Genomic DNA, 24,321 nt, shown 5'->3' on the forward strand with positions numbered 1-24,321 from the left:
AAACACTCTTCCGTCGCCATATCTATTGATCCAAGAAATGTATTTGATGCTATCCTTAATTCCTCTCTCAAGACCTTCTATCTCCTCTGTTTTCATGAAAAGCAAAGGTCTAAAATCCATGTCCTCATAAGCATTATTAAATATATAGGGCTCATCTATGTGCTCAAAACCAGTACCCTTGAAGGCTCCTACTAATGGATGGTCTTTTTCTGAAAGATATACTTTTATTTTTTGTTGTTTGGGATGATAATCAAAGCTCCCACCTACTAAGTTGCTGAAATCCATAGACTTGTTCAGCATGGTAATACCCCCATGGAGTACTACAAGCCCCCTCCATTTTTAACATACGTTAATAAGCTTTTCTCTAAATTTTCCGCCAAATCAGTTTTTTCTCGGTCTGTCAAAGTATTATTAGAATCTAACACATCCAAAAAAAGATTTCTTCTGGGATTGATAGAACAATTATTGTTCAGAATTATAGCATGATATTTGCGGAGCTCTTCCTTTTTGAATATCGATATATCATTTGAGGCAACCACATGGAAAGCACCAGATTTTTCACCCAAGACCTTAATGACGGCCTCGGTATGGGGAATAGTCCAATGTTTAAATCCCGTATGCAGAGAAAATACTAGAATACTTTTTTTCTCTTCAATTTTGACTGTTGGCTCCGTGGGTGCTAGGTCATAAATTTTTGACAACCAATTTTCAGAAACATCAAAGGGCTTTAGGTCCTGCGCTACTAGACAATTAATTAGTAGAATAAATAATATAGCAACCTGATTCTTGTACATGGAACAGTAGTAGGTTCTATTTAGGTTTAAAAATTTAAGCATTTTTTACTCAATTATATCCTCGAATTCTATAAAAAAAGCCTCAAATTTTGACATCTTAGAACTTAAGAATTCCATAGCTTCCTGCCAAGTGCTTTTATCATGTATGGAAACATTTGTTTTCTGAACGTAAATACGCGAAATTTCTTTTTGATTCTCCAAGAGATAATAATCTTCAAAAATGGCTTCAGGTAAGTACTCATCTTGTAAAATAGATTTTAAGGAAATGAGTTTTTCCCAGATGCTAATTCTACTTTCCAAATTACCTTCAACATCCATAGAGACCATGGCTTTTTTTAAATCAAAATGAAATTTAAAAGCAAGTTCTTTTTGGCCCGTTTTGTACAGCATCCATTTTCTGGGATAGGATTTCCCAAAAGCTGTCCAGAACTCTGCTCTAAGTTTTCTTGATTCTTCTCTACTAAACATTTATAAAAAGTAGGCTATAGTAATACCTAATAAGATGACAATCAATTTCTGTAAATTAAATTTATGTCCCTCGGAGCTCTCAAATAGGATTACCGTAGAAATATGAAGGAAAATTCCAATGACAACTGCGTTCAAATGGGCTGAATGGTCCGAAATAACCCCTAGATTGTCGGCTAAGAAGGTTCCTAAGGGAGTCATTAAGGCAAACATGAATATAAATAAACCTACATAAAAAGGTTTGAGTTTTGAGCCCAATAAAAATATACTTAGTATAATGGCAATCGGTATTTTGTGGACTAGTATACCATATACGATGGTTTCGTTCGTAAGTATCGGTAACCCCTCCAGTATGGAATGGATAGATAAACTTACGAAAAGTAACCAGGGAAAAATTGTACTTTCTGTAGATAGATGAATGTGCCCATGTTCTGCTCCCTTGGAAAAAAATTCAAGAAAAATCTGGAGTAGAATACCTAACATAATGCAAACCCCTACGGTTTTTGCATCCGAATTTTCGTAGACTTCCGGCAAAAGTTCAAAAATCGTAAGAGCCAACAAAAACGCCCCGCTAAATGCAAGTAGAAGTTTAAAATGCTCCTTTTTCTTGGGCTTGGTCAATAGCACCAAAAGGAAACTTAGCAATACTCCTAGAACGGGTAAAATATAAATCATTAAAGTGTTGGTTAGGTAATGACAAAGGTATGATGTCATGCCCTTCTTCTACGTCAAAATTAGCGTATTTTTGCCGCACGAAATAATTTGGAAATGGAACGTAATTTTAAAATGGTGGCCAAGACACTTTTTGGCTTTGAAGAAATTCTGGCTAAGGAGTTACGGAACCTTGGGGCCAGTAATGTTGTGGAAGGAGTTCGGAACGTCTCCTTTGAGGGTGATACCGGTTTTATGTATAAGGCTAATCTGTGTTTGAGAACGGCCATAAAGATTATAAAGCCAATACACACTTTTCAAGTTGCTAATGAAGATGATTTTTATAGAAAAATATATAAGATAGATTGGACCGAATACCTCTCGGTGGACGATACCTTTGCCGTAGACTCCACTGTAAATTCAGACAATTTCACACATTCCCTATATGTTTCTCAGAAAACAAAGGATGCCATTGTGGACAAGTTCAGGGATTTGGAGGGTAAGAGACCTGATGTTGACGTGAAAAATCCAGATATACGAATCAACATTCATATTCATAAAAACACGTGTAATGTCTCTCTAGATAGTTCTGGCAATTCTCTCCATCATAGGGGTTATCGCATATCTACCAATATTGCCCCGATAAACGAAGTTTTGGCAGCGGGCTTGTTACTTTTGAGCGGGTGGGATGGACAATGTGATTTCCTAGACCCAATGTGCGGTAGTGGTACTATGTTGACGGAAGCTACAATGATTGCCTGTAACATACCTGCAAACATTAACCGTAAAGGATTTGCTTTTGAAAAATGGCATGATTTTGATGCCGACCTCTATGAGAAGATTGTTTCGTCCAGTTTAAAAAGAACAAGGGAATTCCATCATAAAATTACGGGATATGATAAAGCACCCTCAGCAATTAGAAAAGCAGAGGAAAATATAGAAAATGCGAATCTTTCGGAATACATTACCGTGAGCAGAAAAGACTTCTTTAAAACCCAAAAAGAATCCGATGGCCCGCTACATATGTGTTTCAACCCTCCTTATGGAGAACGTTTAGACCGATCCGATTTGGATTCTGATTTTGATGTGGAAGAATTCTATTCTAATATTGGAGATACGTTAAAACAAGGTTACCCTGGTACCAATGCGTGGTTCATTACCTCCAATCTACAGGCTTTGAAATTTGTGGGCCTGCGGCCTTCAAGAAAAATCAAGGTATTCAATAGCCATTTGGAATCACGTTTGGTGAAATATGTGATGTACGAAGGAAGTAAGAAAGCCAAGTATAATAATAGGGAAGAGAATATATGAAACCAAAACATAAAGCGCTACTCTTAAATTTTTTAGGCTTTGCAATCATTTTCTTAGCCGTACGTTTTGCGCTGGATTACCTTTTTGAAGCAAATAGATTTTTACTTGCTTTTATTTCAGCTGTTGTGGCGACATTGTTTTCCCCAAAATTCGCTGCAATTAGAACCAACGAAGGAGAAAAACTTTCCATGAAGTGGTTTTTTCAAAAAAGGTCTAGGTAACTAGGTCATTCCTCGTTTTGATTGCTTTCCTCAATATTTTCCTTCACCTTATTCTTCTTTTTATATAGCGGAAGAAAATAAGAAATTGAATAATTATAGCCTACCCCGAATTTACTATCATCCGTAACTTTATTAAAACCAGGAATCCATAAGTTGGGGAATCTTTCATCCTCTTTTTCCGATAATAAAAAACCTAAGCGGATACTTGCACCCACAAAAATGTTAGCGAATAATTCAACTTTAGTTCCAAAAACAGCTTCAATCCAAGCTGCGTTTAAACCAGAAAAAGTTTCAGGAGTGGAAGAGCCATTGGCAAAGCCATCGGGACTCCAATACCTATTGGAATTAAAGTACTGATAATCATTTAAAGTCTGTTCAAATGTACTAAAGGCTAACCTTCCCCCTAAAAAAATGGAATTCTGCTCCCCATACCAATTGGCATAGGTATTATTGTCAACCCCTAATTTGATATAACTTCCTGAGGTCGTAAAATTGAATAGGTCTTCCTGTTTCGTTTTCTTTTCGTTCCCTAACTCAGCAGCGATGTACAATTTTTGGGTCAATCGATAATCGGCAACAATTTCAAAACCGGTATAGTTCTCATCCAAGAGCCCTGTGATTGGCCTGCTCAAGTCTATTCCGGCTCTAATACCATAGGATTGTTTATATTCCACGCTATCCTTTGGTTTTGTATCAATAGGTTTGTTCTGTGCAACAATCCCCACAAAACTCAATAATAAGAGTAGGTTAATGGAATATCTTAACATGAGTGGAATCTGAATTAATGACTTGAGTCCGGACTATTTCAATGTCCGAAATCCAATTATTGGGATTTATTTCCAAGGTGGCCGAATTAAGTTCATAATTTACAACGAAACCACAACCACGGGATTTAAAGTCTTCCATCCTTGAATATGTAATATTAATGGTGTCTATATCACCGGTTTCAAATCCGTCATCATCGGACGCTGAGTTTCTAATCAAAAGAAAGCTTGTAGTGTCTTCTGTTGTTTTAAGTGGTATACTGATGGTGCTTAAATCCGTTCTATCCGTTACAGTATTAACCGTTACCGTTTGGCCCAGACCAACGACCCGTAAATCAGGTACTGTCTTTGATGCTGAAGTATCCGCTGCGTTTATAAAATCGATAACCAACAAAGGGGTGTCCGCATCTACACAGATATCATCCTTTTCACAAGAACTAATACCGATGATTATTAGAAAAAGTATAAAACCTACACTTAACTTTTTCATGTTAGTTTTTCTTTTTCAAAAGTACAACATTTTCAACGTGATGAGTCTGCGGGAACATATCCACCGGCTGTACCTTTTCAACCGTGTACATATCTTTCATTAGTGCTAAGTCCCTTGCTTGCGTAGCTGAGTTACAGCTGACGTAAACCACTTTTTGAGGAGCAATATTCAATATCTGCTGTACAACATCCTTATGCATGCCATCTCTTGGCGGGTCGGTAATAATAATATCTGGAACTCCATTATCCATTATAAAACGTTCGTTAAAAACGTTTTTCATGTCACCTACGAAAAAAGCGATGTTGGTTATGTTATTCCTATGGGCATTCTCTTTCGCATCTGCTATGGCCTCTGGAACCGATTCAATACCCACCACTTTCTTGGCATTTTTGGCAACAAATTGGGCTATGGTTCCCGTTCCCGTATATAAATCATAAACAACTTCGTTTCCCGTAAGGCCGGCGAAATCTCTTGTAATTTTATACAGCTCATATGCTTGTTCAGAATTGGTCTGATAAAAAGATTTGGCATTTATTTTGAATTGGAGTCCTTCCATCTCCTCGAAAATATGGTCGCGCCCAGCATAACAAATAATTTCTTGGTCGTAAATGGTGTCGTTTTGTTTGGAATTGATGACATACTGAAGTGATGTAATTTCGGGAAAGGTCATTTTTATATGTTCTAATAAAAGATTCCTTTTCTCCCCGTCATCTTCAAAAAATTGAACCATCACCATAAGTTCACCAATGGAGGAGGTGCGAATCATGAGCGTACGGAGCAATCCGTATTGGTTTCTGGGATTAAAGAAACTAATATCGTTTGCGATGGCAAAGTTCTTGACCTCTAGTCGAATTGCATTGGAGGGGTCGCGTTGCAAGTGGCATTTTTTGATGTCGAGAATTTTATCCCACATGCTCGGAATATGAAACCCTAAAGCATTTTTATCTGTTATTTCGGTGTCGGATTGTATTTCTTCGAGCGTTAGCCAACGGCTATTCGAAAAAGAAAATTCCATTTTGTTCCGATAGAAATACCGCTTATCGGAACCTTTTATGGGGGTAAGTTCGGGCAGTTCTAAATGCCCAATACGTTTAAGGTTGTTTTCAACCTCCCGTTGTTTGTAAAAAAGCTGGTGTTCATAACCCATATCCTGCCATTTGCATCCACCACATACGCCAAAATGTTGGCATTTGGGTTCCACACGTTTTTCCGATAGGGAATGAAATTGGGTGGCAATACCCTCAAAATAAGCCTTTCTTTTTTTTGTGGTCTGCACGTCTACTACATCCCCAGGCACTGTATTCGTCAGAAAGATTACCCTGCCGTCAGGAGCTTTTGCAATTGTTTTCCCTTTTGCACCTGCATCAACTACTTCAACATTTTCAAAAACTTGACGCCTGTTCTTTTTTCGCATGGCGTAAAAGTAGCAATCACTTTGCATTTATTACAATTATCTTTAAGAGGATACTATTAAAAAAAGTTAAATGGAATTGAACCTTTTTGAAATTCCTGTGTCCTTACAGTAGAAGGGTAAAAATGAGTACAACTAGAGTTTTTGATGCATTGCTGGTCCTACAATATCAATCAGGTGACAAAAAGGCATTGGGAATATTGGTAAATAAGTATCATGCCAAACTCTGTAGACATTCTTATTGGTATGTTAAGGATGTTAATGCATCCCAAGATATTGTACAGGATAGTTGGAGCATTATTATTAACAAACTCAATACCATCCGAGATGCCAATACCTTTGAATGTTGGGCGATGCGAATAGTAACTCGAAGATCAATCGATTTTTTAAAAAAGGAAAAGACTAAAAAGATAAGACTAAAAACGTACAACCACCTTAAGCTAAACGAAGAAGAGCCAAATGAGGATAAGGATAAAGAAATTAAAAAATTGAATAGGGCGGTTGGTAAATTATCCCAAAATCAACAAGTAGTCTTACGCTTGTTTTATACAGAGGATTATTCAATGCACGAAATAAGTGAAATTTTGGAAATTTCTATAGGAACTGTCAAGTCTAGACTGTTCCATGCAAGAGAAAAATTAAAGACAATTCTTAAATAAATAAATTATGAAAGGTGAAAAAGAGAAAATAGATGAATTAATAAAGGAAGCTTTAAGTATCGAGGAAGCCAAATTTTATGACGATTTGGATGAACAGAATCTTTTTGGGAAATTAGGAGAGGTGCATAAAGGGAAAACAGGTTGGTTGGCAAGTGTTATGACCGTAATGCACGTCCTTATATTTATTGTTTTTGTTTTCTGTACGATACGTTTTTTCAACACCGAAGAAACAAACGGGCTTATCAAATGGGCCTCTGGAGGTTTCCTGTGTATAATTTTTATGGGTATGCTAAAACTTTATATATGGATGCAGATGGACAAGAACGATATATTAAGGGAAGTAAAGCGATTGGAGCTTCAGGTGTCCGTTTTGCTAAATAAAACGAAAAAATAAAGACCTTAACGAAAGCCTTGATGATTGACTGAATTATTTAGTAATTTAGCAGTTCTACAGGGATGATTTCTCTCCCACGCTGAATTTTCGTTCCGATCTCATCGGGATTTGAAAGGATAAAGGTACTGAAGGAATGGTTATTTTATCAATTTAATTAAAAATTAAAATGGCTGTTTTAGAACAAATAACATCGCAACAGGCGATAGATTTAGAGAACAAGTACGGAGCAAACAACTACCACCCATTACCCGTTGTATTAAATAGAGGGGAAGGTGTGTTTGTATGGGATGTAGAAGGAAAAAAATACTATGATTTTCTTTCTGCCTATTCCGCGGTAAACCAAGGTCATTGTCATCCAAAAATTGTGGGTGCCATGGTGAATCAGGCACAAACCCTGACGTTGACATCGCGTGCCTTTTACAACGATATGTTGGGTAAGTTTGAAAAGTATACGACCGAAACTTTTCATTACGATAAGCTTTTGCCCATGAATACTGGAGCGGAAGCAGTTGAAACCGCAGTAAAAATATGCAGAAAGTGGGCCTACGAGAAGAAAGGTATTCCTGAAAACGCTGCGCAGATTATTGTTTGCGAAAATAATTTTCACGGTCGAACCACTACAATCATCTCATTTTCCAATGACCCCGTGGCGCGTAAGAATTTTGGTCCGTACACGGAGGGATTTCTAAAAATCGAATACGACAATTTGAAGGCTTTGGAAGAAGCCTTAGAAAATAATAAGAATGTAGCAGGATTTTTAGTGGAACCCATTCAAGGCGAGGCCGGTGTTTTTGTTCCCTCTGATGGTTACCTGAGTGGTGCCAAGGCGCTTTGTGAAAAATACAATGTGCTTTTTATCGCAGATGAAGTACAGACTGGTATTGCCAGGACCGGCAGATTATTGGCCACCTGTGGTAATTGCTCCTGTGCCGATAAACATTGTAGCGGTACTCCGGAAGTGAAACCCGATGTTCTTATTTTAGGCAAAGCTTTATCAGGAGGGGCGTATCCTGTATCAGCCGTTTTGGCGAACAATGCTGTAATGGAGGTAATAAGACCTGGAAACCATGGTAGTACTTTTGGTGGAAATCCCGTTGCAGCAGCTGTGGGAATAGCCGCTTTGGAAGTGGTAAAGAATGAAGAACTTGCGGAAAATGCATTTGAACTGGGGGAACTCTTCAGATCAGAGCTCAACAAATTTATACCGGAATGCGATTTGGTAAAAAGCATAAGGGGTAAAGGGTTATTGAACGCTATTCTAATTAATGATACCGAAGAAAGTTCTACGGCTTGGGATATTTGCATGGCGTTAAAAGAAAATGGGCTTTTGGCAAAACCAACCCACGGCAATATCATTCGGTTTGCACCGCCCTTGGTCATGACCAAAGACGAATTGCTGGATTGTGTATCAATAATTATAAATACACTTAAAGAGTTTAAAAAATAGAAAAATCCCCGATATATTTATCGGGGATTTTTTTTTAATTCTTCAGTTCAATTATTAATTAAATCCCCCTTCGGACATAATCAAAGCGACAATTGCACCAAAATAAATAATGGTTCCTATCAAATATACAAGGGCTATTCCAAGTCCGATATACGATAGTATCCTACCCGTCTTTACATTATCATAACCCGTATAGTTTTCCCTATTCAACTGATACACTTGTTCCGCTTTCTTCGCATTGCTGAGACCGATAATACTGAAAATAGCCCCAAAGGGTCCACAACAAAAAATGGTCAATACAATGGATAATATTCCAAAGGTTAGCGCATTACTAGCGCCAGGTAGTGGTTGTATAGACATATCTTATTGTAGTTCGATGCCCATTTGTTCGTAAATTTCTTTTTGCTGCTCCATGTAAGCTTCCCATCCTCCTATGGAAATAATGGAGTAAATTGCCCATAACAACGTGATCACACCAAGAACAAGTCCTATGATCGCAATGATTTTAGTTGTCTTCAACGTGCTGAAATTAGAGTAGTCTTCAGGATTTTGACTGTATAGTTTTGTGTCTTTGTTGACTAAATAAAGCGCTATTCCCGATAACAGAATACCTCCAATTCCGATACTAAAGCAGCAGCAAATAAATGAAAGGATGCTCAGTACAAGGGCAATCGTTACGTTAGGCAATTTTTGTTGTTCCATAATTTTAAGGTTTAGTTAGATGAATTTTAATATATAATTGGTCAAAATTGTTGCTACTGTCGTTACCATCAACACTATGGTGATTATATTTGAAAATCTAAAGGAGAACATCTTATCTAGGGCTAAGAAGCCAAATAAAAAGAGCATTGGGTAAATTGCGGGATACAACTCAAAGGCCGCCTCGAATTCTCCTTTTACCAAATGAACAAGAGAACGCTGTAGTCCACATCCCGGGCAGTCAAAACCAAATAGCTTTTTGGTGAAACAGGGAAGCATATAATTTTCTATACCCAAAATAAATACCGATAACAGATGCATATGTTATTCTATTCGCAAGCCGAAAATTACCATTATTTTTGTGGATTCAAAATAAAATCATGGTCGTTTTTGAAATAGGGGATAAAGTTGAGGCAATAGACGATACCATAGTCGGTATCGTTTCTAAAATTGAGGGAGATACTATAACGGTCAATACGGATGATGGCTTCCCCCTTACTTTTCAAAGACAGGAGTTGGTGAAAATGGCGGACGAAATTAGGGTGAGTAACTATGAAGTGTCGCAAGTAAAAAAGGAGAAGGAGCATCCGAAAAAAAGAAAATCTAACGTACTTAAACCCAAAGAGCGAAACCAACCAAAAATGGAGGTTGACCTTCATATTAATCAATTGGTCAAGAATCCTAAAAATATGGACAACTTTGAGATGTTGAACCTGCAATTGGAGACGGCCAAAAGACAATTGGATTTTGCCATTGCCAAGCGTATACAAAAGGTTGTTTTTATACACGGGGTGGGAGCGGGAGTCTTAAAAGAAGAGTTACACTACCTCTTTAAAAAATATGACAACGTAAAATATTATGATGCGGACTACCAAAAGTATGGTCTAGGCGCAACGGAAGTTTACATTTTTCAAAACTTCTAAAAAGTAACCTTAAAGACTCGTGGTTACCGTACCGAACTCATTGATTTGTAAATCGGTTATTCTTGTATCACCATCCTTGTTTACGAAGGAGATTTCGCTTAATCTTATAGTATGTACAAAAGTATCTCCTTCTCCCGCAACGGTCGTTATTAAAACGAAGCCGGCACTGGCTTCGATTTCTTCCACTACACTAGGGGTAAGGGGTGGTAACTCGTCACAAAAGTATGCCAACGTAACATTATCGGAAAATATACGGTAGGTCACTTTGGTAGAAGTATCTAGTTCACGTTTAATGTCTGTAGTCGAAACCTCATTTTTTAAAAGGCCACTGGGGAGTTCTACAATAAGTGCTTCGTCCCCATTAATCTTAAATAAAAAGTTGGAGCTGCTCACGGAAACATCACCACAACTTTGAACGGTAGTAATGCTGTCAAAATCCACCGTCTCTATCTGAAGGTCGCCATCATCACAAGACAGCATTAAGGTAAAAAGGGCAAGAAACAGAAGTTTTTTCATCTTTCAAATTTAAACGAAATATTGGAAACAGCTTTAAAGGTTGAATCCCATTTAAGTGTAAATTAACTTTATTTGGGCTATTTTTGAAGCCAGCAAATTTAGACCTCGGGATCATGAAAAATGTTTATTTGGATAGCGCGGCAACTACACAAGTAAGGCCAGAAGTCATTTCTAAGATGCAGGAAGCTTTAAACCACTGTTATGGTAATCCCTCATCTACCCATAGTTTCGGCCGCACGGCGAAGACTGCCGTTGAAAGCGCCCGAAAGACAGTAGCTAAATATATGAACGCCCAACCTTCCGAAATTATATTTACTTCCGGAGGCACAGAGGCGGATAATATGATTTTAAGGTGTGCCGTAAGGGATTTGGGAGTTACGACAATCATCACTTCTAAGATAGAACATCATGCAGTCCTACATACGGTGGAAGAGTTAAGGGATAAGGGGGATATTAGCCTGTGGTTCGTTAATCTTGATGCTTATGGAAATCCAGATACGGATAATTTGGAGGCCTTGTTGAAAAAGGATGCTTCCAAGAAGTTGGTGAGCCTTATGCATGTGAACAATGAGATTGGTAATAAAATTGACTTGCCTACTATTACAAAACTCGTAAAGGATAATAATGCCCTCTTTCATTCGGATACGGTACAATCCATTGGTCATTATCCTTGGGACGTACAGGAAATCCCAGTTGATTTTTTAGTGGCGGCGGCCCATAAGTTTCATGGTCCGAAGGGGATTGGTTTTGCTTTTATCCGAAAAAATTCTGGATTGGGATGCATGATATCCGGTGGTTCTCAGGAGCGTGGTTTTAGGGCTGGGACAGAATCCCTTCACAATATTGTAGGTCTGGAAGAAGCGTTCGTACTGGCGTATGACAATTTATCTGCTGAGAGAGAGTATGTTACGGAGATAAAGAGCTATTTTATTGAACGAATTAAAACGGAAATTCCCGAAGCAAAATTCAATGGTCACTCTGGGGATTTGGACAAAAGCACCTATACACTGGTAAATGTTTGCCTGCCCATTTCCGCTCAAAAAGGGCTTATGCTTTTATTTCACTTGGACATGAAGGGAATTGCCTGCTCAAAAGGCAGTGCTTGCCAGTCTGGAAGTGATAAAGGCTCGCACGTGCTGTCCGAGATTTTATCGGAAGAAGACCTTAAAAAACCTTCTTTGAGATTCTCTTTTTCAAAGTACAACACCAAAGAGGAGGTGGATTATACGATTGGGGTTTTGAAAGAATTCACGCAGGACTAAATGGCCTATTCCTTTTTCTTCCTATCTTTTTTTCGTTCCCTTTCGTATGGAAACTTACGAATTGCCAACTTCATCATTCTATCGATAAGATCAGTAGTGTTCCTACCGGTTTTCTTGTTTATTTCCTTTTCATATTTCCAGAGAAGCTTTCCTGTATCGCCATCGCTTATTTTTACACCAATTCTCCCATAATTGGCATTGCCCGAAAAATAATCCGCAAAACTGAATTCAGTAGGTACACCTTTGGAGAGCAGCACGTTCAAATCTAAAGTTCCGCTTATGATACCATCAACATTTAGGATCGAACTTAACTCCTTAACGGTATACACGTCAATATTTTTATAATCGATACCATTCTGGGACAATATCGCTTTGGTATTCTTAATATTCTGAAATTGAACCGGAAATTTTTTCTTTTTTTACGTTTAGAGAAATAGGTCTCGAAAGCATCCTGTACGGCATAACCTTCTTTTTCCTCCAAGGACTTTAAATCTTCTGGGCTGGCATCGTCCCTTAACTCCAAATTCGTTAAGAATGGAAGTATGGCCAGCACTTCGTGGTCACTGCTTAGCTCATCAAAACGTGAACTTTCGTAAATGTTCTTTTGGGCACTTACAGCCATGGTACTAATAAAGAAAAATAAAGCTATTTTTTTAATCATTTTTAAAGGCGTACTTGTAATCTAACGTTAAAGATTCTTGAAGTCAGGAAATTGGGAACTGCAAATTCATTCTTACTATCCACATCCCTCACCCAAGTATTCGTTATGGAGTTTTGATTATTAAAGAGATTAAAAATTTCCAAACCAAGACTTAGGTTTTTGAACTGGTGCAGCCAATGCTCCTCACTGAACGTTTTATCTTTTCCTACAAAAATATAGGAAATTCCTAAATCCGCACGTTTATAATCTCTTAATCTATTCTGAAATTCGTAGGGATTCGCGTAACTCGGAGAACCACCAGGTACTCCCGTCATATATACAAGGTTCATATGCATTTTAATATCCGGTATGGAAGGAATGTAATCTTGGAACAATATGCCAAGTTTAAATCGTTGATCCGTGGGCCGGGGAATATATCCTCTATTATTGATATTTTCTTCGGTTCTTAAAAACCCAATGCTCATCCAAGATTCTGTACCAGGTACAAAGGCACCGTACAATCGCATTTCGGCACCATATACATAAGCTTCTGTACTATTATTAGCCGCGTAGCGTATTCTTACATCGTCTAATGTGTAGGGATTTATGTTTGTCAACTTTTTATAATACACCTCACTGTTCAGTGTAAACGGACGTTCCCATAGATTAAAACTATATTCATTTCCTAGTACTACGTGAAAAGACTTTTGCGCTTTTACGTTTGGGTTAATACTTCCCACGCTATCCCTTAGTTCCCTATAAAATGGTGGTTGCTGGTATATTCCTGCAGAAAATCGGAATAACATGTCCTTGTCCCAGTCCGGTTTGATTGCAAATTGAGCTCTTGGACTAATAATCGTTTGAGACACTTTTTCCACGTTGGTTCCGCTAACGGTCCAATGGTGTAATCGAAGTCCAAGATTATAGTATAAATCGTTGCTCTTCCACTGTGTCCGTCTTCCCATTTGTAAGAATCCAGAAAATCTATTGGTTTTTACAAAGTTGGTGGCATCTATACCCGTGTAAGGAACCAAGGGCGTCTCAAAAGGCTCTTCCGGTTGATTGTTCATGAACTCTTCCCGTGGTGGTCTGATTGAAAATCCCGCAGAATCTATAAATTCCGACTCTCTTAATTGGTCCCGTATGTCCTCATGGGTATATTTAATTCCCCATTCTAGTAGGAAGCCATCTCGCTTATGATGCCCTCTATGGTTTAGATTGAAAATTAAAGCGTCCAGATTGTTCCTACTCCTATTGAATTGGGAGCCAATACCTCGGTTATCATTGCCTGTCTCGGGATTTAGGTTGTTGGAGTCGTCATTTATGTCTCCCAATTCATAGAAGGCGAAAACATCTGAGAACTCCTCTTCCACGGTATGGTACAATGATGATATAAATTTCAAGGTCGTTTTATCATTTACGTAATAATTACCCTTTAGAGCGCCAAAGGTCGTGGTGTATTTGTTTCTTTCCCTTCCCTCATAGAATACCGTTAAAGACCTTGGGTCATCTATAGTCCCAAAATTGGTTTGGCGCTCGATAGGTTCGTTTTTGTAATTGTTTACAGAAAAATTCCCGAGGAAATTTAAATCGAACTTCTCTGAAAACCGATAGGTAAAGTAACTTTGAACATCCGTAAAAGCGGGATTGAAATTACTTTGGGTTTGTTGCGAGTTTACCAACATGGAATTGCTACGGTATCGCAAACCGGATACGCTGCTAAATTTCTTGTTTTTTGATATAGTTTCCAAACTTGTACTTAATCCCAATAGGCTGATATCTCCTTGAGCTGAGAACTGCGAAGGGTTTTTATAGGTAATATCCAGTACCGATGATAGTTTATCCCCATATTTGGCTTGAAATCCACCGGCAGAAAATTTTACATCCTGCACCATGTCACTGTTCACAAAACTAAGCCCTTCTTGTTGTGCGGAACGTATTAGGAAAGGCCGGTAGACTTCTATTTCGTTTATGTATACCAAATTTTCGTCATAGTTGCCCCCTCTTACCGAGTACTGGGTGCTCAGCTCATTATTGGAGGAAACACCCGGCAAAAGTTTTAAAATATTCTCAACGCCTGCATTAGCTCCTGGTATTTTTCGGACATCTTCAGTGGAGATGGACAAAATACCGGTCACTTTCTTGTCACCCGTTGCCGAAACCGTAACCTCGTCTATCTGTGTTACGTTCGTTTTCAAAATAGGATTGAATTCGAATGTTTCGTTCGTAGTAAGAATTAACTTTTCCAAACGTACATCTTCATGTCCCAAATGCGAAAATATAATTGAGGTCTCCTTATCTGCGAAAATTTGTAAAAGGTAAAAACCGTTATCGTCGGTAGAAGTGCCAGTGTTTTCGGAAGTTACGTTTACACTCGGTAATGGGTTTCGATTCTCATCCAGGACGACGCCCGTAATAGTTGCCGTTTGCGCTGAACAGGTGATATGGCACAGTAACAAATAAAGGATAATTGTGGCACAAAATTTCAAACGGTTTATTTTCTATAGAACGAAGTAGTCAAAGTGTTTTGATTTCCTACATTATCTGTAACGGTAACTTTCAGCACACATTGTTTCTTGTCTAGAATCCTGTCGTCAAAATTATAGGTCAATGTATTTCTCTTCGGCTCGTATTCCATCAGTATCCATTCCCCGTTTAGGGTTGCGGTATACGTATCAACACCACTAAGGTCATCGGAAATATAAACACTAAGGTACTTATAGTTATTTAGCCATTGCTTTTCCTTAAAATTCTTGGTTTTAATGACTGGTGGTACGGTGTCCTTGGCAAGGGTGTAGGTACCTAGGTTTCTTGTTCTAGCGGTGAAGATGCCTGCGCGTTTATACGTATTTAGGTGACTGGGTCTTAATTTGGCGTCCAATCGTGCTATAAACAATTTTTTTTGTTCTTCCGGGGAATAGTCGCTAGCATCAAAAGTTAAGGTAAAATTACGGTGTGCTGGCACAGTGTTGGTATGAACGGTAACCGTGTCTTTTCCTTTTTTCAAATCAATATAGAAATCCTCATAAAAGGTATTGGCAGGAAAATAGACCTTGGCACCTTCTAGGTCAAAATTATTGGGTTTCTTGGCTCTCACATAATAGTCCGTTTTAAGGTTTTCTTTGGCTACTTTCCGCTCTTCCTTATTACCTTCAACAGGGATGGTCAGCTGTGCTTTGTTTCCCTGCAAATCCTCAATAAGCAAGGTGATATTATAACTTAAGCCTTCCCTAATCTCTATTATGCCATTATTGTATAGTTCATTGTATATGCTCAGATAGTTCCCAGGTGTTTTAAAGCATTTTTGTATTCGCTGCCTATAGCGTCCTAGGTGTTCATAATCTATTAAGGTGTTAATGTATCTTGTTTCACCGAATGAAAAGGATTCAAAATCATAGGACGTGTATACCTTTCCGTTTACTGTAAGTGACGCGGCATAAATTCCGTTTCTGTTCGCCGCCATATCCTGCCGGTCAAAACCTATAAAGCCAACACCGATTTTTCCGATAGCATTCACCTTATCAGCCAGAAAAGTGCCATCCGATTGCTTTGTAAAGTCCACTTGTACTTTTTCTTGACTTTGGTTTACCAGTGAATTTTCAGAAAGGGGATAAATGAAAAGTTTTTCCAAGATTGGATTTGTAGCATCCGGAACATCAATACCGTAAAGTAAAGGGTTGGTTGGCTTCTCGGATATGCTACTTCTAATTTCAAAATGGAGATGCGGGCCGGAGGAACCGCCCGTATTTCCGCTATAGGCAATTAGCTCTCCCTTGTCCACTTTTACCTCACCGTAGTCGGGAAACACCTCTACTTCAAAAGATTTTTTCTGGTATTGAATTTTTTTTATGTACTCCTCTATTTTAGGGGAAAATTTTTGAAGATGCCCGTATACCGAAGTGTAACCATTGGGATGGGCAATGTAGATAACCTTACCATACCCCCAAAGGGAAACTTTGATTCTGGTAACCGTTCCTTCTCCAATGGCATTAACAGGTAGTCCTTCCCTTTGTTGTGTCTTAATATCGATACCCGAATGAAAATGATTGGAGCGGAGCTCTCCAAAAGTTCCTGCCAAAATTATTGGAATATCCAATGGAGGCCTAAAAGCATCTTGGGGATAATCTCCTTGGGCCCTGAGCATGAGCACGGAAAGAAAAAGGAATCCGATGGCAATTTTCTTCATAGCTAAGATAAGTTGATGCGAAAATAATTAAACGCGCTGAATTCCTAAAAGTTGTAGAGGTGAAATGTGTTAATATGCTCAGGCATAAGTGTTTTTGGGCTTTTATGTAAACTTGTAAGATTATTTGAAAAAAGTATTGCTAAGTCCTCCTATGTATGTTAACTTTGTGTAAATAGCATGGTATTTGAAAATGGGCGAATTAATACAAATTGTTGATTCCTTAGAAAACAAAATTAGCAAGCTGCTTCATAGGTTGGAAGTATTGCAAAAGGCTAATCAAAATTTGGAAAACGAGTTGATGACCTTCAAATCAAATAAGGAAAACGCGGACAAAACGGTTTCGGAATGGGAGGAAAAATACAAATCGCTCAAACTTGCAAATTCAATGCTTGGCAGTAATACGAATAAGACAGAAGCTAAGCTTAAAATAAATACATTAATACGGGATTTGGACTATTGCATAGCCCAACTTGCGGAATAATGTTTAAAACATATGTCAGAAAAGCTCAAAATAAAGCTTTCCATTGCGGATAGGGTATATCCTTTGACGATTGATCCCGATCAAGAGGAAGGTTTACGGAAAGCAGCCAAAAACATTGAACAGTTGGCCAAGAAATTTGTGCAGAACTATGCCGTTAGGGATAAGCAAGATGTTTTGGCCATGTGCGCGTTACAGTTTGCGTCCAAAATTGAGCAGAAAGGCATAGAGCAGACAGAAGGAACTAAAGAGGTAGAGGACCGTTTGCGGGCCTTAAGCGAACTTGTGAATTCTAAAATTAGCTTTTAATAAAAAACGTTCTTTAAAATACATTAAGTTACTGCCCACATTGGTAATACCTTTTGACGAACTCAACATTAATTTGTTTAAAAAGGGTGAGTTTAGATTGTAAAAGCATGCCTTACTAGTATAAGGACCCTTGATCAGTCTGTTAGCCCTAAACCTGTTTTCTGGAGTTTGTACAAAACTTCTCCAATGTGGGCTTTTTTTATATAATTAATTTACACTATGGATAGTACAATAATGATAATAGCCGGTATAGTTGGTCTGGCAATAGGTTTTGCAATTGCCAAGTTCATGGAAAAGGGTAAAGCATCTAAGACCATAGCCAATGCAAAGCGGGAGGCCACAAGGATTTTAAAGGAGGCGAACGTTGAGGGCGAGAGTATTAAAAAGGATAAGATACTCCAGGCAAAGGAAAAGTTTTTGGAGCTCAAAGCGGAGCACGAAAAAGTAATCATAGGGAAAGACAAAAAAATAAACGAGGCTGAAAAGCGGACTCGGGACAAGGAATCTCAGGTAAGCGGAGAGCTTTCACGCAATAAACAATTGAATGCCAGTTTGGAAGGAAAGCTTAAGGAAGTGGAGCACCGAAAGGAGTTTTATGAAAAGAAGCAGGCAGAGCTTGAAAAGCTTCATAAAAGCCAGGTACAGCAATTGGAAGTCATATCCGGTTTATCGGCGGACGATGCCAAGAACCAGCTTACGGAAAGTCTGAAGGAAACTGCCAAGTCAGATGCCATGGGTTACATACAGTCCACTGTAGAAGAGGCGAAACTTACCGCCCAACAGGAGGCTCGTAAAATCGTGATCAACACCATTCAACGCATAGGAACCGAAGAAGCGGTGGAAAACTGTGTTTCTGTGTTTAACATTGAATCTGATGATGTTAAAGGTCGCATTATTGGCAGGGAAGGTCGAAATATTAGAGCTTTGGAGGCGGCCACAGGGGTGGAAATAATTGTTGATGATACCCCTGAAGCCATCATACTTTCTTGTTTTGATTCCGTAAGGCGCGAGGTAGCACGTTTATCATTGCACAAGTTAGTTACGGACGGTAGAATACACCCAGCTCGAATAGAAGAAATCGTAAAGAAGACAGAGAAGCAGATTGAAGGGGAAATCGTAGAGATTGGAAAGCGGACTGTAATTGATTTAGGAATTCATGGTTTACATCCAGAACTAATTAAGGCGGTAGGTCGTATGAAGTATCGTTCCTCATACGGACAAAACCTTTTACAGCACTCGAGAGAGGTGGCGAAATTATGTGGAGTTATGGCTTCCGAACTGGGTCTGAACCCGAAGATTGCCAAACGCGCGGGATTACTTCATGATATTGGAAAAGTGCCTAATACCGAGGCTGAGGTAGAAACGCCACATGCTATATTAGGTATGCAATGGGCAGAAAAATACGGCGAAAAACCGGAAGTATGCAATGCCATTGGAGCCCACCACGATGAGATAGAAATGAAAACTTTAATATCGCCCATCGTGCAGGTATGTGATGCCATTAGTGGTGCGCGACCCGGAGCGAGAAGGCAGGTTTTGGATTCTTATATACAACGACTAAAAGACCTAGAGGAAATTGCATTTGGCTTTGGGGGTGTTCAGAAAGCGTATGCCATCCAGGCCGGACGCGAGCTTAGGGTTATTGTGGAGAGCGAAAAGGTGAGTGATGATAAGGCAGCCGAACTCTCCTTTGAAATATCCCAAAAAATACAGACGGACATGACCTATCCGGGTCAGGTTAAGGTTACCGTTATACGTGAGACCAGAGCGGTCAATGTTGCCAAATAGTTCCAGTTAGAAATTAGAAAAAGAGCCCAATTGGGCTCTTTTTTTGTTTTATTTTTTTGCCAAAGTAAGTTCCAGCCAGCGTTCCAAAGTTTCGAGTTCTTCTTCGGTTAACTTCACCTTTCTGCCTTTTGGCATTTTTTGCTTAACGAATACTTGTTTATGAATGTCCACCGCAAACGAGTCCATATTGGCTTTTGTAAAAATATCGGTCTTCCTTTTTGTGGCATGACAAGTGTTACACTTGATTTTGAGTACTTCAAAAGCTTGTTCTTGTGGGGAAGTCTGTTCTTGGTTTAGTAAATTCTCTTTAATTTCCCCTTTACATGTTTTAAAATAAGAATCCACTAATGGCGAAAGTATCAGAAAAGTGAAGATGATATAATTGAGGTTCAATATTTAAGTTTTCTATTTGACGCAGTCAAGATAGTTGAATATTGCGAGGCGGAAAATGTATCCAATGAAAATTTTGCTTGCTAAAAAGTACCAATTAGTCATTCTACTTTGACTTAATTTCGTAAAATGTAATCTAAGAGTTTCAAATATGAATCAATGCATTTTCATATATGAGGACTTCCCAAACTAAGATCAACTAAAATCAGATATAAGATACTTGTAACTATCTCTTGTTAAATCTAAAATAGATATGCCCCTTAAAACTATAGATTGGAGAATAAACCCAGAGATTGGTTTTCAAAAAAACAAGGAATCCCTTGCGGTTAATAAAGTAATTTTATTCAACCAGTCGGGGCGAGCAATTCAATCGCTTGTTTATTGATTTTTTCATTACATGAAAAGATTACCCTCGTGATGAGTATTAAAAAACCTTGAAGTAGTCTTTTTGTCATTGGCACTGATTTCATTCCTCTTCTGAGCTGGTATCTTCCTCGGCTTCCTTCGAAAGATTATTCTTTAAAATATTCAACTTTTTCAGTTTTGCTTTCCAAGACTCCAACGCTTCTTTATGACCCTCAACTTTTTTTATGACATCTTGCACAATAGGGTTGTCCTCGGAAGCATTGGAAAAGAACTGTAGGTTATTTTCCAGTTGACGGATTTCATTTTTACTTTCTTCGATCTTCTTTCGGATAAAACTACGCTCATTTTGTATGGCACGCTCCTGATTATCATTTTCTTTAAGTTGCTGGATTTTGTTCCCATATTTCAACAACTCCGATTCTTGTTGCGTGATATCCATTTTCTGGAAAAGTGCATCAACAATTTTGTTGAATTTTTGATTGATGCTTTTTTTCTTGAAGGGTACATGTCCATATTTTTTCCATTCCCCTATAAACGCTTTAATCGTTTGTAGGTCCTGTTCTTTTTTTCCGCTCAGCTGAAATTCCTTCAACCGCAGCATAATTTCTTCTTTATGCTTAAGGTTTTCCTGTTCCTCTTTAAAAGCACTGTTTTTGGTTTTCTGTATCCTATCAAAATAATGGTTGCAGGCAGCCTTAAATTCCTTCCAAAGTTTATCGGAATACTTTCTAGGCACATGTCCTATTTTTTTCCATTCACTCTGAATTCGCTTCATTTCGGAGGTAGCCGTGTCAAAATCCTCACTATCCTTCAGCGAAACGGCAATTTCTAATAAAGCCCTTTTCTTATCCAGATTCTCCTGCTGTGATTTTTTTAAATTTTTGTAGAATGCATTTTTATTCTTATTAAATGTCCTTACCGCATCCTTGAAAGAAGTCCAGGTCCTTTCGTTATCCTTTTGGGGAACTTTGCCCGCTTTAAAAAAGGACTCCCTAAGTGCCTCCAGTTGTTTAATCTGACCCTGCAAGGCTCTATGGTTATCAGAAACATTTTTGGACAGCTCTAATATTTCATTTATAATCTCATTCTTCCGTTCAAGATTTTGTTCACTAAGTTTATCGAGGTTTTTAAAATATTCTTGTCTTCTTTCGTGTATGGCTTTAGTAGCTGCACTAAAGCGGTTCCAAATCGCTTCTCTATGTTCTTTCCCTACGGGTCCAATATCCTCTTTCCAAATTTTATGAAGTACCTGTAGTTCTCTAAATGCCTTGTTCAAATCCGGTTCTACGGCCAACGTTTCGGCACGATCCACTATTTTCTGTTTTTCCTCCAGATTGTGCTTAAAATCTAAATCTCGTAGCTCTCGGTTGAGGTGAAGGAAATCATAGAAGATTTCGATATGGTGATGATAGGTACGCCAAACGTTGTTGTATTCATTCTTTGGGATTGGTCCGGCTTCACGCCATTTTTCCTGAATATCCTTAAAATTCTTATAGGTTGTGTTGATATCCTCTTCAACGTTTACCAAACCTTTAAGACTTTCTATGAGTTCCAACCGATAGGCCAAATTTTCTTTGTGGCTTTTCTCTAGATTTTTATAATACTGATTTCGTTTTTCCCTGTAATCGCTGTAGACTTCATTGAATTGTCTTTTGGTGACGGAATTGTACCTAAAATCAATTTCGTTTCCACCATTGGCAACAAAATCTTCCTTTTTACCATCAATGAATTCCTGAAATTTTAGGTTGAACTCTTCCTTGATGCCATCAACATGCTTTTTTATGGCCTGTACTTTTTCATTACGTACCAGCTTTTGCAGTTCTCCTACCAAATTTTCCATGCTCATGGCATGGTAGTCCAACAAAGGTATCTGATGTCTCTTCTCCGTGTCCTTATCCTCTGCGTCCTCGGCGTTGCTTTCGTCTATTTCATCTAGTGCGTTGTCCTGACTTATGGATTCAGTGTCGGCATCTGCAGACTTTTCGCCAGTTTGTGCTTCCTTTTCTACAACATGGTCATCCTCTTTCGTAAGTGGTTCGCTCGTTTTTTCTGGTACTTCAATTTTTATCTTGTCCCTTTTTTCCGCATTTATCGATTCAGGCGATTTTTCTCCTTCAACGGTTATTTCCTCGCCGGTTTTCTCCAAAACATCTTTTTCGTTTTTGGCAGTTGACGTGTTATTTTCTTCTGCCTCTATTTTTGGCAGTTGTTGTTCGTTATCTTCAGGCATCATCCATAATTAGGTTTTTACAAGATAGTGACAACCTTAACAAATGCAAAGAATATAGAAGTTCTTTTTGGGACAGTTAGGTCTATATGACCCAGTTGATTTGAATGGGGAAATTGGAATTGGGCATCACAGGCACTTCACTATTTTTGAAGATTTATATAATTATACAGAACTACTCGTTCCAAATTTCCCATGCCTTTTCCGCTTGTAATTCTAGCATTTTCAATCCGTTAAGAACTGTTGCTCCTTGTTCTTCTCCTTTTAACAAAAAAGCAGTTTTCTTAGGGTTGTAGATTAAATCGAATAGTAAATGACGATTACCGATAGCGGTATAGGGAATAGCAGGTTTTTCTGTTACGTCAGGAAAGGTTCCTACGGGTGAACAGTTAATGATGATTTTATGCTCATTGAGTATATCAGCATCCAAATCATCATAGGTATAGCCATTGTTCCTTCCGGTTCTGGATACAAATTTGAATGGAATATTCAAATTAGTCAATACGTAGGCTATCGCTTTTGATGCACCTCCCGTACCTAAAATGAGAGCTTTCTTATGATGTTCCTTAAGATAAGGGGCTAAGGATTTTTCAAAACCATAGGCATCGGTATTAAAACCAATTAGTTTTCCATCTTCTACTTTAATCGTATTTACCGCTCCAATTTTCTTTGCGGAATCCCGCAATTCATCCAGGTAAGGTATAATCAGCTCTTTGTAAGGAATGGTTACATTGAGTCCCTTGATCTCAGCATTGTTCTTCATCAAACTTGGAAACTCCGTTATTTCTTTCAAATCAAAATTTTCGTAAACATGCTGCTGCATGTTCAAAGCTTCGAATTTCTGAGCAAAATAACCCCTTGAAAACGAATAGGAAATATTCTTTCCAATCAACCCGAACCTAAACCATTCGTTTTCTGTTTTTTCCATACCAATCTAAAAGTAACAAGATGCTTATTCCGAATAAAATAAAGAAAAGGGCCCACCACGTTTCAAAGTTTTCTAAATTAGGGAGAAAACGCTCATAATTGACGATGATTGCCTTTCCATTAGAATCCAAATACAAGGTACCATCCATATCCGTTTTGAATATAGTTTTTTTCCACGGCCAAACTACTCCCAAAGAACCTGTTATAAAACCGAGGATTACTGCGGTGGATAAATGCTTGTAGTGTTTAAGTACGTAGCTAAGGATATGGGAAAGCGTAACGAGACCGGTCGCAGAGCCTAAGGTGAAAACAACTAATATTTTAAGGGTGCGTAAACGTATCGAATTGTTCACAAAACTAAAGTTACCCTGTACAATTTCCGCAAGGGTATCATAAAGCGCATTTACGCTGTCCACTAGCAATAGGACATAATTACCCAATAGTATAAGAATGAATGAGCCTGAAAGACCGGGAAGCGTCATCCCGGATACACTAATCATACCACAAAGAAATATGAACAACAAGTTGTCGTTCTCTTTTGCAGGACTCAAAAAGCTAATTGCAACTCCTACCAGCAGGCCAATAATTGCAGCGGATACCGTTCTTTTGGTCCAATTCTCGAAATCTTTGGCGATATAATAAATTGAACCGAGAATCATTCCAAAAAAAGTGGACCAGACATAAAGCTCTTTTTCTTCGAGAAAGTAGTCCAAGACCTTGGACACACTAAAATAACTGACCAACATCCCAAAAATCAAGAGGGTTAGGAACGAACCGTTCACATAGCGGTAAAAGCTCTTAAACCTACCCGCAATAATAAGCTTGAAAGCCTTAGCGTTAATTTTTTGAAGCGAGTAGATAAATTCTTCGTAAAATCCACCAACAAATGCTACAATTCCACCAGATACCCCTGGAACTTTATTCGCAGCACCCATGCAAAGTCCCTTGATAACTAAAAATAACTTATCAATAAAGGTTCTGGGTTTATTCATGCAGAATGGCT

At 38.4% G+C, this 24,321-nt stretch carries 28 protein-coding genes and 1 other RNA gene (1 of these 29 running past the window's edge); 10 read left to right on the plus strand and 19 right to left on the minus strand.

Going from position 1 to position 24,321, the window contains the following annotated elements; genetic code table 11:
- The 4 genes in view from N8A89_RS14260 to N8A89_RS14275 are tightly spaced (at most 35 nt apart) and all read right to left on the minus strand, a layout consistent with a single transcriptional unit that may run on beyond the window.
- Positions 1–285 carry the 5' portion of a ThuA domain-containing protein gene (locus N8A89_RS14260; protein ID WP_289644494.1) on the minus strand. Its footprint begins 123 nt before the window's first position, so the window shows 285 of its 408 coding nt (coding positions 1–285); it begins with the start codon at positions 283–285; its stop codon lies beyond the left edge, outside the window.
- Between the two features lie 35 nt (positions 286–320).
- The gene (locus N8A89_RS14265; RefSeq protein WP_289644495.1) at positions 321–836 is read right to left on the minus strand and encodes a type 1 glutamine amidotransferase family protein; all 516 of its coding nucleotides are present in this window, start codon (positions 834–836) and stop codon (positions 321–323) included.
- Between the two features lie 3 nt (positions 837–839).
- Positions 840–1,262 carry a DUF4268 domain-containing protein gene (locus N8A89_RS14270; protein WP_281542836.1) on the minus strand — a complete coding sequence of 141 codons (423 nt, stop codon included), beginning with the start codon at positions 1,260–1,262 and terminating at the stop codon, positions 840–842.
- The gene (locus N8A89_RS14275) at positions 1,263–1,934 is read right to left on the minus strand and encodes a ZIP family metal transporter (RefSeq protein ID WP_281542837.1); all 672 of its coding nucleotides are present in this window, start codon (positions 1,932–1,934) and stop codon (positions 1,263–1,265) included.
- 93 nt (positions 1,935–2,027) lie between these two features.
- On the opposite strand from N8A89_RS14275, the gene N8A89_RS14280 reads away from it, so the two are divergent.
- On the plus strand, positions 2,028–3,221 hold the full coding sequence (locus tag N8A89_RS14280) for a THUMP domain-containing class I SAM-dependent RNA methyltransferase (RefSeq protein ID WP_281542838.1): 1,194 nt from the start codon (positions 2,028–2,030) through the stop codon (positions 3,219–3,221).
- Positions 3,222–3,447: 226 nt separating this feature from the next.
- Here N8A89_RS14280 and N8A89_RS14285 read toward each other — a convergent pair whose 3' ends face one another.
- Genes N8A89_RS14285 through rlmD form a run of 3 tightly spaced genes read right to left on the minus strand, consistent with a single transcriptional unit; the run spans position 3,448 to position 6,110 of the window.
- Complete coding sequence (locus N8A89_RS14285; RefSeq protein WP_289644496.1) at positions 3,448–4,209, minus strand: DUF6048 family protein; 762 nt, start codon at positions 4,207–4,209, stop codon at positions 3,448–3,450.
- Positions 4,190–4,696 carry a DUF6452 family protein gene (locus N8A89_RS14290; RefSeq protein ID WP_281542839.1) on the minus strand — a complete coding sequence of 169 codons (507 nt, stop codon included), beginning with the start codon at positions 4,694–4,696 and terminating at the stop codon, positions 4,190–4,192. The genes N8A89_RS14285 and N8A89_RS14290 overlap by 20 nt, the downstream gene beginning before the upstream one ends.
- Before the next feature lies 1 nt (position 4,697).
- Complete coding sequence (gene rlmD, locus N8A89_RS14295) at positions 4,698–6,110, minus strand: 23S rRNA (uracil(1939)-C(5))-methyltransferase RlmD (protein ID WP_289645565.1); 1,413 nt, start codon at positions 6,108–6,110, stop codon at positions 4,698–4,700.
- 122 nt (positions 6,111–6,232) lie between these two features.
- Between rlmD and N8A89_RS14300 the strand changes: the two genes are divergently transcribed.
- The 3 genes from N8A89_RS14300 (at position 6,233) to rocD (ending at position 8,607) form a co-directional block, all read left to right on the plus strand.
- The gene (locus tag N8A89_RS14300) at positions 6,233–6,766 is read left to right on the plus strand and encodes an RNA polymerase sigma factor (protein ID WP_281542840.1); all 534 of its coding nucleotides are present in this window, start codon (positions 6,233–6,235) and stop codon (positions 6,764–6,766) included.
- 7 nt (positions 6,767–6,773) lie between these two features.
- Entirely contained in the window at positions 6,774–7,160 is a 387-nt protein-coding gene (locus tag N8A89_RS14305; RefSeq protein WP_281542841.1) for a DUF6768 family protein, read from the plus strand.
- Positions 7,161–7,326: 166 nt separating this feature from the next.
- On the plus strand, positions 7,327–8,607 hold the full coding sequence (gene rocD, locus N8A89_RS14310; RefSeq protein ID WP_281542842.1) for an ornithine--oxo-acid transaminase: 1,281 nt from the start codon (positions 7,327–7,329) through the stop codon (positions 8,605–8,607).
- A 54-nt stretch (positions 8,608–8,661) separates the two neighbouring features.
- Here the strand turns inward: rocD and N8A89_RS14315 are convergent, their stop codons facing one another.
- The 3 genes from N8A89_RS14315 to N8A89_RS14325 are packed head-to-tail and all read right to left on the minus strand — an operon-like array spanning position 8,662 to position 9,627.
- Complete coding sequence (locus tag N8A89_RS14315; protein ID WP_281542843.1) at positions 8,662–8,967, minus strand: CCC motif membrane protein; 306 nt, start codon at positions 8,965–8,967, stop codon at positions 8,662–8,664.
- Between the two features lie 3 nt (positions 8,968–8,970).
- Positions 8,971–9,309: a CCC motif membrane protein gene (locus tag N8A89_RS14320; protein WP_281542844.1), complete on the minus strand. Its 339-nt coding sequence runs from the start codon at positions 9,307–9,309 to the stop codon at positions 8,971–8,973.
- 15 nt (positions 9,310–9,324) lie between these two features.
- Positions 9,325–9,627: a DUF2752 domain-containing protein gene (locus N8A89_RS14325; protein ID WP_281542845.1), complete on the minus strand. Its 303-nt coding sequence runs from the start codon at positions 9,625–9,627 to the stop codon at positions 9,325–9,327.
- Between the two features lie 59 nt (positions 9,628–9,686).
- Between N8A89_RS14325 and N8A89_RS14330 the strand changes: the two genes are divergently transcribed.
- Complete coding sequence (locus N8A89_RS14330; RefSeq protein ID WP_289644497.1) at positions 9,687–10,229, plus strand: Smr/MutS family protein; 543 nt, start codon at positions 9,687–9,689, stop codon at positions 10,227–10,229.
- 9 nt (positions 10,230–10,238) lie between these two features.
- Here N8A89_RS14330 and N8A89_RS14335 read toward each other — a convergent pair whose 3' ends face one another.
- Entirely contained in the window at positions 10,239–10,745 is a 507-nt protein-coding gene (locus N8A89_RS14335) for a hypothetical protein (protein WP_281542846.1), read from the minus strand.
- 113 nt (positions 10,746–10,858) lie between these two features.
- On the opposite strand from N8A89_RS14335, the gene N8A89_RS14340 reads away from it, so the two are divergent.
- On the plus strand, positions 10,859–12,007 hold the full coding sequence (locus N8A89_RS14340; RefSeq protein ID WP_281542847.1) for a cysteine desulfurase family protein: 1,149 nt from the start codon (positions 10,859–10,861) through the stop codon (positions 12,005–12,007).
- A 5-nt stretch (positions 12,008–12,012) separates the two neighbouring features.
- Here N8A89_RS14340 and N8A89_RS17725 read toward each other — a convergent pair whose 3' ends face one another.
- From N8A89_RS17725 to N8A89_RS14355, 4 genes are read right to left on the minus strand one after another with little or no spacing between them, the layout of a single operon-like run.
- Positions 12,013–12,336: a hypothetical protein gene (locus tag N8A89_RS17725; protein WP_347343928.1), complete on the minus strand. Its 324-nt coding sequence runs from the start codon at positions 12,334–12,336 to the stop codon at positions 12,013–12,015.
- The gene (locus N8A89_RS17730; protein WP_347343929.1) at positions 12,315–12,668 is read right to left on the minus strand and encodes a hypothetical protein; all 354 of its coding nucleotides are present in this window, start codon (positions 12,666–12,668) and stop codon (positions 12,315–12,317) included. Before N8A89_RS17730 ends, N8A89_RS17725 begins: the two co-directional genes overlap by 22 nt.
- A gap of 2 nt (positions 12,669–12,670) precedes the next feature.
- Complete coding sequence (locus N8A89_RS14350) at positions 12,671–15,136, minus strand: TonB-dependent receptor (protein ID WP_281542848.1); 2,466 nt, start codon at positions 15,134–15,136, stop codon at positions 12,671–12,673.
- A gap of 5 nt (positions 15,137–15,141) precedes the next feature.
- The gene (locus N8A89_RS14355) at positions 15,142–16,833 is read right to left on the minus strand and encodes a M23 family metallopeptidase (protein WP_289644498.1); all 1,692 of its coding nucleotides are present in this window, start codon (positions 16,831–16,833) and stop codon (positions 15,142–15,144) included.
- A 190-nt stretch (positions 16,834–17,023) separates the two neighbouring features.
- On the opposite strand from N8A89_RS14355, the gene N8A89_RS14360 reads away from it, so the two are divergent.
- The 4 genes from N8A89_RS14360 to rny all read left to right on the plus strand — a co-directional run bounded on the left by N8A89_RS14360 (position 17,024) and on the right by rny (position 19,408).
- Positions 17,024–17,314, plus strand: coding sequence for a hypothetical protein (locus N8A89_RS14360; protein WP_281542849.1), 291 nt, complete (start codon positions 17,024–17,026; stop codon positions 17,312–17,314).
- Positions 17,315–17,326: 12 nt separating this feature from the next.
- Positions 17,327–17,620: a cell division protein ZapA gene (locus N8A89_RS14365; protein WP_281542850.1), complete on the plus strand. Its 294-nt coding sequence runs from the start codon at positions 17,327–17,329 to the stop codon at positions 17,618–17,620.
- A gap of 60 nt (positions 17,621–17,680) precedes the next feature.
- A non-coding RNA gene (ssrS, locus tag N8A89_RS14370) (6S RNA) lies at positions 17,681–17,790 on the plus strand.
- A 49-nt stretch (positions 17,791–17,839) separates the two neighbouring features.
- Positions 17,840–19,408 (plus strand): ribonuclease Y, encoded by a 1,569-nt coding sequence (gene rny / locus N8A89_RS14375; protein WP_281542851.1) that lies wholly within the window; start codon positions 17,840–17,842, stop codon positions 19,406–19,408.
- 48 nt (positions 19,409–19,456) lie between these two features.
- On the opposite strand, the gene N8A89_RS14380 is transcribed toward rny, so the two are convergent.
- The 4 genes from N8A89_RS14380 to N8A89_RS14395 all read right to left on the minus strand — a co-directional run bounded on the left by N8A89_RS14380 (position 19,457) and on the right by N8A89_RS14395 (position 24,310).
- Positions 19,457–19,801: a hypothetical protein gene (locus tag N8A89_RS14380; protein ID WP_281542852.1), complete on the minus strand. Its 345-nt coding sequence runs from the start codon at positions 19,799–19,801 to the stop codon at positions 19,457–19,459.
- A gap of 463 nt (positions 19,802–20,264) precedes the next feature.
- Complete coding sequence (locus N8A89_RS14385; protein WP_289645566.1) at positions 20,265–22,394, minus strand: DUF349 domain-containing protein; 2,130 nt, start codon at positions 22,392–22,394, stop codon at positions 20,265–20,267.
- A 172-nt stretch (positions 22,395–22,566) separates the two neighbouring features.
- Positions 22,567–23,319: a shikimate dehydrogenase family protein gene (locus tag N8A89_RS14390; protein WP_281542853.1), complete on the minus strand. Its 753-nt coding sequence runs from the start codon at positions 23,317–23,319 to the stop codon at positions 22,567–22,569.
- Positions 23,291–24,310 (minus strand): DUF368 domain-containing protein, encoded by a 1,020-nt coding sequence (locus tag N8A89_RS14395; protein ID WP_289644499.1) that lies wholly within the window; start codon positions 24,308–24,310, stop codon positions 23,291–23,293. The genes N8A89_RS14390 and N8A89_RS14395 overlap by 29 nt, the downstream gene beginning before the upstream one ends.
- Positions 24,311–24,321 lie beyond the last annotated feature (11 nt).

This window comes from Maribacter aestuarii (genome assembly GCF_027474845.2).
In the GTDB taxonomy this organism is placed as follows: Bacteria; Bacteroidota; Bacteroidia; order Flavobacteriales; family Flavobacteriaceae; genus Maribacter; species Maribacter aestuarii.

Bases quoted from the DNA above. Each gene is read 5' to 3' on its own strand.
- N8A89_RS14305 (WP_281542841.1), top strand. From the start codon at position 6,774: ATGAAAGGTGAAAAAGAGAAAATAGATGAATTAATAAAGGAAGCTTTA.
- N8A89_RS14340 (WP_281542847.1), top strand. From the start codon at position 10,859: ATGAAAAATGTTTATTTGGATAGCGCGGCAACTACACAAGTAAGGCCA.
- N8A89_RS14265 (WP_289644495.1), bottom strand. From the start codon at position 836: ATGCTTAAATTTTTAAACCTAAATAGAACCTACTACTGTTCCATGTAC.
- N8A89_RS14280 (WP_281542838.1), top strand. From the start codon at position 2,028: ATGGAACGTAATTTTAAAATGGTGGCCAAGACACTTTTTGGCTTTGAA.
- N8A89_RS14275 (WP_281542837.1), bottom strand. From the start codon at position 1,934: ATGATTTATATTTTACCCGTTCTAGGAGTATTGCTAAGTTTCCTTTTG.
- N8A89_RS14385 (WP_289645566.1), bottom strand. From the start codon at position 22,394: ATGCCTGAAGATAACGAACAACAACTGCCAAAAATAGAGGCAGAAGAA.
- N8A89_RS14285 (WP_289644496.1), bottom strand. From the start codon at position 4,209: ATGTTAAGATATTCCATTAACCTACTCTTATTATTGAGTTTTGTGGGG.
- N8A89_RS14315 (WP_281542843.1), bottom strand. From the start codon at position 8,967: ATGTCTATACAACCACTACCTGGCGCTAGTAATGCGCTAACCTTTGGA.
- N8A89_RS14395 (WP_289644499.1), bottom strand. From the start codon at position 24,310: ATGAATAAACCCAGAACCTTTATTGATAAGTTATTTTTAGTTATCAAG.
- N8A89_RS14390 (WP_281542853.1), bottom strand. From the start codon at position 23,319: ATGGAAAAAACAGAAAACGAATGGTTTAGGTTCGGGTTGATTGGAAAG.
- N8A89_RS14365 (WP_281542850.1), top strand. From the start codon at position 17,327: ATGTCAGAAAAGCTCAAAATAAAGCTTTCCATTGCGGATAGGGTATAT.
- N8A89_RS14300 (WP_281542840.1), top strand. From the start codon at position 6,233: ATGAGTACAACTAGAGTTTTTGATGCATTGCTGGTCCTACAATATCAA.
- N8A89_RS14270 (WP_281542836.1), bottom strand. From the start codon at position 1,262: ATGTTTAGTAGAGAAGAATCAAGAAAACTTAGAGCAGAGTTCTGGACA.
- N8A89_RS14320 (WP_281542844.1), bottom strand. From the start codon at position 9,309: ATGGAACAACAAAAATTGCCTAACGTAACGATTGCCCTTGTACTGAGC.
- N8A89_RS14325 (WP_281542845.1), bottom strand. From the start codon at position 9,627: ATGCATCTGTTATCGGTATTTATTTTGGGTATAGAAAATTATATGCTT.
- rocD (WP_281542842.1), top strand. From the start codon at position 7,327: ATGGCTGTTTTAGAACAAATAACATCGCAACAGGCGATAGATTTAGAG.
- N8A89_RS14355 (WP_289644498.1), bottom strand. From the start codon at position 16,833: ATGAAGAAAATTGCCATCGGATTCCTTTTTCTTTCCGTGCTCATGCTC.
- N8A89_RS14360 (WP_281542849.1), top strand. From the start codon at position 17,024: ATGGGCGAATTAATACAAATTGTTGATTCCTTAGAAAACAAAATTAGC.
- N8A89_RS14290 (WP_281542839.1), bottom strand. From the start codon at position 4,696: ATGAAAAAGTTAAGTGTAGGTTTTATACTTTTTCTAATAATCATCGGT.
- rny (WP_281542851.1), top strand. From the start codon at position 17,840: ATGGATAGTACAATAATGATAATAGCCGGTATAGTTGGTCTGGCAATA.
- N8A89_RS17730 (WP_347343929.1), bottom strand. From the start codon at position 12,668: ATGATTAAAAAAATAGCTTTATTTTTCTTTATTAGTACCATGGCTGTA.
- N8A89_RS14330 (WP_289644497.1), top strand. From the start codon at position 9,687: ATGGTCGTTTTTGAAATAGGGGATAAAGTTGAGGCAATAGACGATACC.
- N8A89_RS14335 (WP_281542846.1), bottom strand. From the start codon at position 10,745: ATGAAAAAACTTCTGTTTCTTGCCCTTTTTACCTTAATGCTGTCTTGT.
- rlmD (WP_289645565.1), bottom strand. From the start codon at position 6,110: ATGCGAAAAAAGAACAGGCGTCAAGTTTTTGAAAATGTTGAAGTAGTT.